The sequence below is a fragment of the Brachyspira catarrhinii genome, from assembly GCF_005518285.1.
In the GTDB taxonomy this organism is placed as follows: Bacteria; Spirochaetota; Brachyspiria; order Brachyspirales; family Brachyspiraceae; genus Brachyspira; species Brachyspira catarrhinii.
The window spans coordinates 1-5,651 of record NZ_SJDU01000142.1; the positions used below are offsets into that span (position 1 = coordinate 1).

The window sequence follows — 5,651 nt, forward strand, 5'->3', positions numbered from 1 at the left end:
ATGATTCAACGGGAATACGACCCCGCGACATTCAACGGGAATACGACCCCGCGACCGTATATACTTTGCTTGATTATAGAATAGATAAAATTACGATAACGGAAGAATACGGTTTGCCGAGAGCGGAAGTCGAAACGAGATTATTTCATAGATTCTTTAATATGAATAACGGCAATATATACGACCCAGTTATAAAAAGAGTGTTTATTTTAAGACAAATGGGACAATATTGGTATATCGTAAATTATTTTGATAGTATAGTTAATTAAACTTTAATTTTCATTAACTTTTTATAATAGCTATATAGCAAAAACAGCTTTTTAGAAATCTATAGCCTCTATTAAAACTTTTATATAATATCGCTTGACAATTTGGAATTATTGCATTATATTATAAGAGTTATCCGTTTATCTTTGGACGATTTTTGTTTTTGGGAGTAGTTTAAATAGTATGAATGAAGAATTATTTTCAAGAAAAGAAACCGTTAAAGATATTTTCTTCATTATAGAAGATAAATTAAAAAAAGGCTTATTCAAAGAGTCGCTGGAAGACTTTGACAGAATAATGGCTATGGACTTTGAAAACGCCGATTTATACGATAATTTATCATGCGTGAAATTTTGGATAAACAGGCTTGATAATTTAGAAAAACTTAAAGAGGATTATTTAGAATATTGTAAATTTTTGGATTCTTCTTATAAAAAATTTTGTAGATTTATAAGAGATAAAAATTATAAGATTGATTTAATATCTATAAACGCTATTCATTATTTTGTGTATAACGGAATAATCGAATTATTAATGTCGGAAGATATTAACGGAAAGGAAGAATTGCATTTGCTTTCTAACGCGTTTATAGAATTGGAGGATTATTCCAGAGGCTTAAAGGCTTACGAATATTTGAATACTATAGAGCCTTATAATTCAAATACTTTGGGTTTTATTGCGGAAATTAATCATAAATTGGGAGACGAAAAAAAGGCAAAAATGTATATTAGAGAGGCTTTGTTTTACGAACCTCTTGATATTGAATTTGAAAGAATTACGATTGACGCCGTTAGGGAAATTAGAGATATAATAATAAAAAGAGGAGTTCATAATAATAGCAGAGAAGAAATTATAAGTTGGATGAGCGCTTACGGAGAACTTATGAATATTCTCGATATAAAAAAAGAATTAAGCAAAGAAGAGGAAATAGAATTAAGAAAAAATATTTCGAGACTCGAAGCGGATTATAGAAAATTTAAATTAAGAGAAAAAGTCGCTCCGAAACTTTTATCTTCTTACGCTTTTCTTACGACTTGCCTTATAATGAGGCATAACGGTTCGGATATGAAAGAGATAGAAATATGGGGAAGAAAAATGGCGACTATAGATAAAGATTTATTGCAATATTATATAAAAATATTAAATAAGAGGTGAACTATGTCGGAAGCTTTAGAAAAATTGGAAAACGTTTTTACGGAAGAAACTTTTACAAGAAAACCTTTATTAAATTATACTATTAAATACTTTACGGATTTAAGCGGAATAATAAACGATATTAACGATAAAAAAGAAATAGAATCGGCTATAGAAACCGCGAAAGCTCAATTGGAAAAAAATCAACAGCATATATCCGCGTTATATTCGATTGGATTTTTAAATTTGAAAATGGAAAATTATTCGGATATGAATTTGGATAAACTTTTGGGAATTTTCAAAAACGCTAAAAAATGGAATATAGTGGAATATATCGCTCAAAAAATTTTGGACGAATATTACGAAAGCGATTACGCTTTAAGATATTTGGCGAATTATTATCAAATTTCAAATAGAGAGTCGGAAGCGGTTGAAATTTGGGAAAGATTGATTAAATTCGACACTTCAAATCCCGAGTTGCCCGAAAAAATAGCTCATATTAAAGAAACCGCGGGAGACACGGTAAGCGCCGTTCATTATTATAAAATAGCTTTTGAAAGAAATCTTATAAGAAAGAGAAATAACGCCGAAAGCAATATCAAAAAAGTTTTGGAATACGAGCCAGACAATTATAATTATTTGTTAAAATACGAATCGGCTTTATACGAACTCGTTGACGCGAATATTATGATTGATGTTTGGAAAATAATTTTCTTTTATTATTTTGAAAACGCAAAATATAACGAAGCTTTGAAAACTATTAAGAATTTGCTTAATTACGAGCAGTCGATAGTCGCTCAAAACAATAAGAAGGCAAAATTTTTCAGACATAGATTAGTCGATGTTTATAAGGCTTTGTATCCGAATCATACTCTTTTTGAAAATATAGAAGAAATTTCCGCCATAACTAATGTAAATAAAAAACCGAAAGAGTGTATTGAAATTTTTGAAAAATATATTCAATACGATGTAAATAAATTTGTCATTCATAGAAATTTCGGAGTCGGAAAAATTAAATCTTTGACGATAAACGAACTTAAAATAAAATTTGTTTCGCAAGAAGAAGAAAGAAAAATGACTTTCGATATGGCTATTCAATCTTTAACGACTTTGCCAGAAGACGATATAAATGTGTATAAAGCGTATAAACTTAAAGAATTGAAAAAAATAGCCGAAGAAAATCCTACCGAACTTTTGACTATAATATTAAAATATAGAAAAACTATAACGGCAAAAGATTTGAAACAGGAATTAACTGCAAGCCCAAATGTAGTCGTTTCGGAATCTTCTTATCCAAAATGGCTCGAGTCCGCTAAAAAATCCGTGCGAGCTTCCACAACGGTTAAATTCGATAAAAATACTTTCCTTTATAACGAAGGAGCGGAAACTTACGATGCGGAAAGTTTGGCTAAATTTAATAAGACGGAAAACTTCTTTGAAAGATACAAAATATATATGGAATATTTGAATTATACTCCAAATTTGAACTCTGAAGAAGCGAAAGAGATGCATGATTATTTTGTCAATATAGCTAAAGATAAAAATTCCGAAAACGATGCGAGAATAGTAAGCGCGATATATTTAAAAATTTCTAACGACAATGAAAAAGGAATTCCTTCGCTTTCCGACATGATTAAAAATATTGGCGATTATACTCATATATACGAAATACTTCCTTCTTCGACTTATAGAGATAGATTTCTTAAAGCGATTTGGGAAGGAAAAAATGAAGAATATTACGACATTATATTAAAAATATTATATTCTCCGCAAGTAAAAAATCATTATTTAGTCATAAACAAATTATTTGCGGACGGAAAAACGGATATTTTATCAAAAACGATAGACGATATATTTTTGCATTACAGAGAATATCCCGAGTCTTTCGTTTATTTCGCTCAAAAAATTCTTGACGGCGAATATTCGGACGAAATGGAAGGCGGAATTAAAATAAATAAAAATTCTTTAATGATAGGATTATTAAGTATAATATCTTATTTGTCAAAAATGGTGGACAATAAAGAAACCGCCGTTCAAGGAAGAAAACTTTTGAAAACAGTTTACGAGCTTGTATTCGATAAAAATTATCTTTTGAAATTTATAGAAACGGAATCGGAAGACGATGTAAAAATTATATTCGGCGAATTCCAAAAACTCGTTAATTTGGAGCAGCATTATAAAACCGATATTATTTCGGCGGTTATTAAACGATTCCCTAATTGGAAGATATAATTATTAATATTGACTATAATCAATTTTTAATATAATATTTAACGAAAATTAATAAAATTATTTTATAAAAAACGGAGGATATTATGGCAAGGGTATGCGAAATATGCGGAAAAGGAAAACAAAACGGACATAATGTAAGCCATTCTAATATAAAAACCAAACGTTCTTTTAACGCTAATTTACAAAGCATAAGAATAGAAGTTAACGGAACGGTAAAAAAAGCTTTGGTATGCGCAAAATGTATAAAAGGCAATAAAGTAGTAAAAGCCAAATAATGAATATCGATATAGGCAAATTTGCTGGTTTTTGCGATGGCGTGAAATATGCCGTTGAAAACACTTTTTCTCAAGCGGCTAAAAGCGAAAACGAAATATATGTTGACGGACATTTGATACATAATCCGCAAACTTTGGATATGCTACAAAATAGCGGAGTTAAAACTTACGAAGATAAAGAAGACATATCGGTATTGGACGGCAAAACCGTTATAATAAGAGCGCATGGGGTATCTCCAAAAAGAAGAGAGATTCTTTCAAAACATGCAAAAAAATTGGTTAATCTCACTTGCAAATATGTGGCTAAAACTCAAGGCTTGGTAAAAAAATATAGTTTATCGGGTTATAGAATAATCGTTATTGGAAATCCTACCCATCCAGAAATTATTGGAGTATGCGGATTTGCGGGCGATGTTTTTGTAGTTTATAAAGACGAAGATTTAGACAATCTCCCAAACGATGAAAAAAAAACTTTAATTGTGGCTCAAACAACTTTACAGAAAGATATTTTTTATAAATTCGTTTCTAAAATAAAAAACAAATATAAAAACTCCGAAATAATAATTAAAGACACTATTTGCGAAGCTACAGAACAGAGGCAAAACGAAATATTGGATATAGCTAAAAGAAACGATGTAGTTTTGGTTATAGGCGGTTCGGAAAGCAGCAATACAAAAAATTTATATAAAATCGCTTCGGCAATAAAACCTTCATTTTATGTGGAATATAAAGAAGATTTAAATAATTTGGATTTATCGAGCTATAAGAATATAGGAATAATGGCGGGCGCTTCCACTCCCGATTGGCTTATAGAAGAAGTGGCACAAACGATTAAAGATAAATACGCAAGTTCTTTATCAAAATTCTTTTCAAATATATTCGATTTTCTAAATTACGGATATATATTTTTTTCTCTTGGCGCGTTTTTAATGTCCTATGCGATTTACGATATTTTATCTCAAGCTTTTCAATATCAAATAGGAATCATAACCGCTTCTTATTATTTATACACAAGTTTAAGCAACGGCTACAGCAATTATGCGATTAGGATAAGCGATAAAAAAAGATTCGCTTTTTATAATAAATATAGATTATTTTTTATGTCGATTATTTTTATAAGTTGCGTAAGTATGTTTTATTTTTCTTATAAAATGAGCGTTGGAATATTGATGCTAACCGTATTGTCGAGTCTGCTTGGAATGGGATATAATATGAGTTTCAAAAAGCGGTCAAAATTCGATAATTCTTTATTCTTCAAATTGTTTAAAAAACTTATTCCATTTAAAGCGATTGTAATATCGGTTGCCGTTACGATACTTTTAAACGGTTCGATATTTATTCTTCATAGAAATATTATCAAAGAAAAATTTTTTGCCTATTTATTTTCCGCAAGCATAGTTTTCACTTTTATGTTTATAAGGCAGGCTTTAATGGAAATAAAATTCTCTCAAAGCGACAAAATAGCGGGAGCGATAACTTTAACCGCGTATATAGAACCGAAAAAATTAGCGATTATAACCGAATTAGTTCCGATTATTCCAATATCTTTTATGTTTATAGGAATCATGACGGGCAATATTTCGCTTTCAAATAATATAAAATATCTTATCCCGATAGCTTATTCAAGCATAGTTTCGTTTATAGCAATGCGAAGAAACGCGATAACGATAAGCAGACATTTATTTTCTTTTTTAATCGATTCGCCTTTATACATATTATTTTTAGCGGCATTAATAAAATAAT

The 5,651-nt window shown here is 29.9% G+C and carries 4 protein-coding genes and 1 pseudogene; all 5 read left to right on the plus strand.

Annotated features, from left to right (window positions below; translation table 11 throughout):
* A pseudogene (locus EZH24_RS06530) lies at nt 1–269 on the plus strand (hypothetical protein); the annotation flags it as partial.
* Nucleotides 270–450: 181 nt separating this feature from the next.
* Nucleotides 451–1,422, plus strand: a complete 972-nt coding sequence (locus EZH24_RS06535) for a tetratricopeptide repeat protein (protein WP_137998327.1) — start codon at nt 451–453, stop codon at nt 1,420–1,422.
* Between the two features lie 3 nt (nt 1,423–1,425).
* Entirely contained in the window at nt 1,426–3,633 is a 2,208-nt protein-coding gene (locus EZH24_RS06540; protein WP_137998328.1) for a transcript cleavage factor, read from the plus strand.
* Nucleotides 3,634–3,716: 83 nt separating this feature from the next.
* On the plus strand, nt 3,717–3,908 hold the full coding sequence (gene rpmB, locus EZH24_RS06545) for a 50S ribosomal protein L28 (RefSeq protein WP_137998329.1): 192 nt from the start codon (nt 3,717–3,719) through the stop codon (nt 3,906–3,908).
* Nucleotides 3,908–5,650: a 4-hydroxy-3-methylbut-2-enyl diphosphate reductase gene (gene ispH / locus EZH24_RS06550; RefSeq protein ID WP_137998330.1), complete on the plus strand. Its 1,743-nt coding sequence runs from the start codon at nt 3,908–3,910 to the stop codon at nt 5,648–5,650. The genes rpmB and ispH overlap by 1 nt, the downstream gene beginning before the upstream one ends.
* The last annotated feature ends 1 nt before the right edge of the window (nt 5,651 follow it).